Here is a 3,758-nt window from a genome sequence, read left to right on the forward strand (position 1 = left end):
GCCTTGCTGCCGGTGTATGCCAATGACATCCTGCATACCGGCGCGGTCGGCCTGGGCCTGCTGCGTTCGGCACCGGCTGCCGGGGCGTTGGCGGTGGCCTTGCTGCTGGCTCGTCGTCCGCTGGCCGGGCGCGTAGGGCGCACCATGTTCATTGCAGTGGGCGTGTTCGGATTGGCTACCATCGTCTTCGGCCTGTCGCGGTCCTTCCCGCTGTCGCTGGCGGCATTGGCGGTGCTGGGCGCGGCCGACATGATCAGCGTGGTGGTGCGGTCCTCGTTCGTACAATTGGAAACGCCGGACGCCATGCGGGGTCGGGTCTCGGCCGTCAACTCGGTCTTCATCGGCACTTCCAATCAATTGGGCGAGTTCGAGTCGGGGCTGACCGCGGCTTGGTTCGGCGCGGTGCCGGCGGTGCTGATCGGCGGTATCGGCACGCTGCTCATCGTGCTGTTGTGGATGCGCCTGTTTCCCGCGCTCTACCAAGTGGATCGATTGGCCGCGCGCCGCTCATGAGAGCAGGGCGATCACGTCAGTGCAGATCGTCTGCGGCCATCTGCAATTGATGCGCCTGGCGCTGGGCTTGCTGCTGCAATAGCATCTGCAGGAACTGCGCATAGGGCACCGGCTTGCTGAAGTAATAGCCCTGGTATTGATCCGAACCGAACTCGCGCAGCGCCTGCCACTGCCGCTGCGTTTCCACACCCTCGGTGATCACCTTCAGGTTCAGCGCATGACTCATGGCGATGATGGCCTGCACGATGGCGCTGCTGTTGGCGTCATCGGGAATGTCGTTGATGAAGGATTTGTCGATCTTCAGCGTATTGACCGGGAAGCGCTTCAGGTAGGCCAGCGAGGAATAGCCGGTACCGAAGTCGTCGATGGAAATGGTGAAGCCTTCTGCACGGATGCCATCCATGATGGCGATGGCGCGGTCGCGGTTGTGCATCACCATGCTCTCGGTGATCTCGAACTCCAGGCAGGCCGGTGGCGTACCATGGCGCTGTACTACGCCCTTGATATCCTGCAGCAGGTGGGCGTCGCCGAACTGGCTGCCGGTCAGGTTGATGGAAATACGCCCGCATTCCAGTTGGTGCTCCAGCAGCAGGCCGATGTCGCGGCAGGCAATGTCCAGCACCACCAGACCGATCTGGTCGATCAGGCGGCTCTCTTCGGCCATCGGGATAAATTCGTTCGGCCCCACCAGCCCGCGCACCGGATGCTGCCAGCGCACCAGCGCCTCGGCACCGACGATCGCGCCGCTGGCCAGATCGACCTTGGGCTGGTAATGCACCACGAACTCGGCGCGCTCGATGGCGCGTCGCAGCTCAGCTTCTAGGGCAATGCGTTCCACCGTGTTGGTGTTGACCTCATCGGAGAAGAAACGATAGTCATCCTTGCCATGGTGCTTGGCGCGATACATGGCGATATCGGCATTCTTGATCAGGGTCTGCGCATTGTCGCCATCGCCGGGATAGGTGGCAATGCCGATACTGGCCGACAGCGTGGCTTCCTGACCATCGATGATGAAGGGCTTGCGCGCCTCGGTGAGCAGCTTTTGCGCAATCTCGCCCAGTTGCAGCGGATCGTCGAAGTCATCCACCAGCACGATGAATTCATCCCCGCCCACGCGCGCCAGGATATCCAGTTCGCGCAGGCTATGGCGAAAGCGCTGAGCGATTTCCTGCAGCACCGCCTCGCCAGCCTGATGGCCGAAGGTATCGTTGATGTTCTTGAAGCGGTCCAGATCCATCAACAGCACCGCCACCAGGCCATTGCGGTGCTCGGCATGGGTAATGGCATTGGAGACGTGCTGGGTGCACAGGAAGCGGTTGGGCAGGCCGGTCAGCTCATCGTAGTGCGCCAGGTGGCGGATGCGCTCATCGGCGCGGCGACTCTCGATGGCCACGCTGGCCAGGTCGGCGGCGATGTTGGCCAGTTGCAGGTACTCATTGCTGGGTGCCTGGTTTTCCTTGAGCAGGGCGGCGAACACACCCAACAATTGGCCCTCCTTGCCCATGATGGGCCAGGCCCCGCAGGAGGGATAGATCTCCACATCGATCAATACCCGCAAATGCTCGGTCACCGGATCGCGGGCGATATCGGTGACGATGCAGGGCCCGCGCCGCAAGGCCGCTTCGGCGGCCACCCCGCAACCGTGGCGGATCGGCATTCCCTGCAAGGCGCGCAGCAGGCGGGGCGGGTAGCGTCGGCTCAATACCGAGGTGAAGTGCGAGGCTTGTTCATTGACCAGCATCACGCTGGAGGCGCCGTAGGGAATCTGGGTATCGGCGAAGCCGACGATTTCGTTGAGGATGGTATCGAGATCCTCATCGGCCATGACCATGTGCAGCACCCGGTTCTGTTCGCTTTGCAGCAGTTCGGCGCGCTTGCGGGCACTGATGTCGCGCAGGATGGCGAAGATCGCATAGCCGCGCTCGAACTCGGCACGATTGAGGGTGACATCGGTATGGATGATCTTGTTGCGACGAACCGTCACCCACTCGAACTGCTGTGGCTGGCCCGCCAGTACCCGGCCCACCAGCTCATCGATATCGGGCTGCTGGGCCTGGCGCGACTTCTGGCGCGAGAACAGGCCGACCTTGCGGCCGATGATGCGCTCCTTGTCGGGCAGGCCGAAAAAGCGCAGCGCGGCACTGTTGCAGTCGAGGTAGCGCAATTCGGCGGAGATCAGCACGATGGGGTCGCTGCCTTCCTCGTAGAGCTTGCGGTAGCGGTATTCGCTGGCCGACAGCGCATGGTCCAGGCGGCGCTGGTAGCGGTAATAGACCAGGAAGGAAATGAGCGCCAGCAGAATGAAGCCGAGGATGCCCGTGGTCAGCAGGATGCGGTTTTCGGTACGGCTGCGCCAGGGCGCCAGCACGTCTTCCATGCGCCGTGCATAGACCGCGACCAGGGACCACTTGTCGAGCCGCTTGTAGGAAAACAGCAAGGCTTCGCCGGTCAGGTAGGAGACTTCTTCAAAGCTGCCTTCCTCGGCACCCGCGCTGATGCGTTTCACGCTCTTGGCATTGGCCAGGCTGGTGTTGAGCCAGCGTTCCTCGAAGGGCGAGCGCAGCATCATGGAGCCGCTGTCGGTGCGCAGCGAGACGATGGCTTCGAAATTGGTGATGCGCTTGTAGAAGTCAAAGAAGGTCGACGCCCGCAACTCCGCCACCAGCAAACCGATGGGGCGCGCGCTGCGGTCATAGAGGTTCATGGCCACCGGCACTACCAGTTCGCGGTTGTAGCGGCTGCGCATGAGCTGGCCGACGAACAGGCCAGGCCGTGCTGGATTGCCATCCACGTGGGTCAGCTTGTGGTCGTCGGCAATGCTGGTGGTATCGAAGGCTCGCAGCGAACTGGCACGGGTGTTGCCATTGCGGTCGATGTAGCGCAGCACCATCACGCTGGGCAGGCGCTGCTGCATGTCCGACAGCAGACCGTACAAGCCCTGGTCATCGTCGAGCAGGCCGGGGCCCTCGGCATGGAGGTGTTGCGCCGTGGCCCACAGCAACTGGTCCAGTTCGCCAAACACCCGGTCCGCATGTTCCTGCACGCTGCGCACGGCGGCCATCGAGCTGGAGCGTTCGGCGTCGATGGTCAACTGACGATCCTGGCGGATTTCCCACCAGGTCTGCACCATGATGAAGGAGCCCACCAACCCGACGAAGAGCAGCAAGGTCTTCAGGGTATAGCCTGGTCGTCCCGGCGATTTGTTCTGTTTTTCCATGTGAAGAACTATCACATCACCCTGTCAT

The 3,758-nt window shown here is 62.4% G+C and carries 2 protein-coding genes; one reads left to right on the forward strand and one right to left on the reverse strand.

Features of this window, described 5'->3' with window-relative positions:
- Window positions 1-513 (forward strand): MFS transporter (locus I5W_RS14820; protein WP_044529802.1); only part of this gene is annotated, 513 nt, incomplete at its 5' end.
- Window positions 514-529: 16 nt separating this feature from the next.
- Here the strand turns inward: I5W_RS14820 and I5W_RS14825 are convergent.
- Complete coding sequence (locus I5W_RS14825) at window positions 530-3,730, reverse strand: bifunctional diguanylate cyclase/phosphodiesterase (protein WP_044529803.1); 3,201 nt, start codon at window positions 3,728-3,730, stop codon at window positions 530-532.
- Between the last annotated feature and the right edge of the window lie 28 nt (window positions 3,731-3,758).

The sequence above is a fragment of the Herbaspirillum sp. B65 genome (assembly GCF_000333555.1).
Taxonomy (GTDB): domain Bacteria; phylum Pseudomonadota; class Gammaproteobacteria; order Burkholderiales; family Burkholderiaceae_D; genus Herbaspirillum; species Herbaspirillum rubrisubalbicans.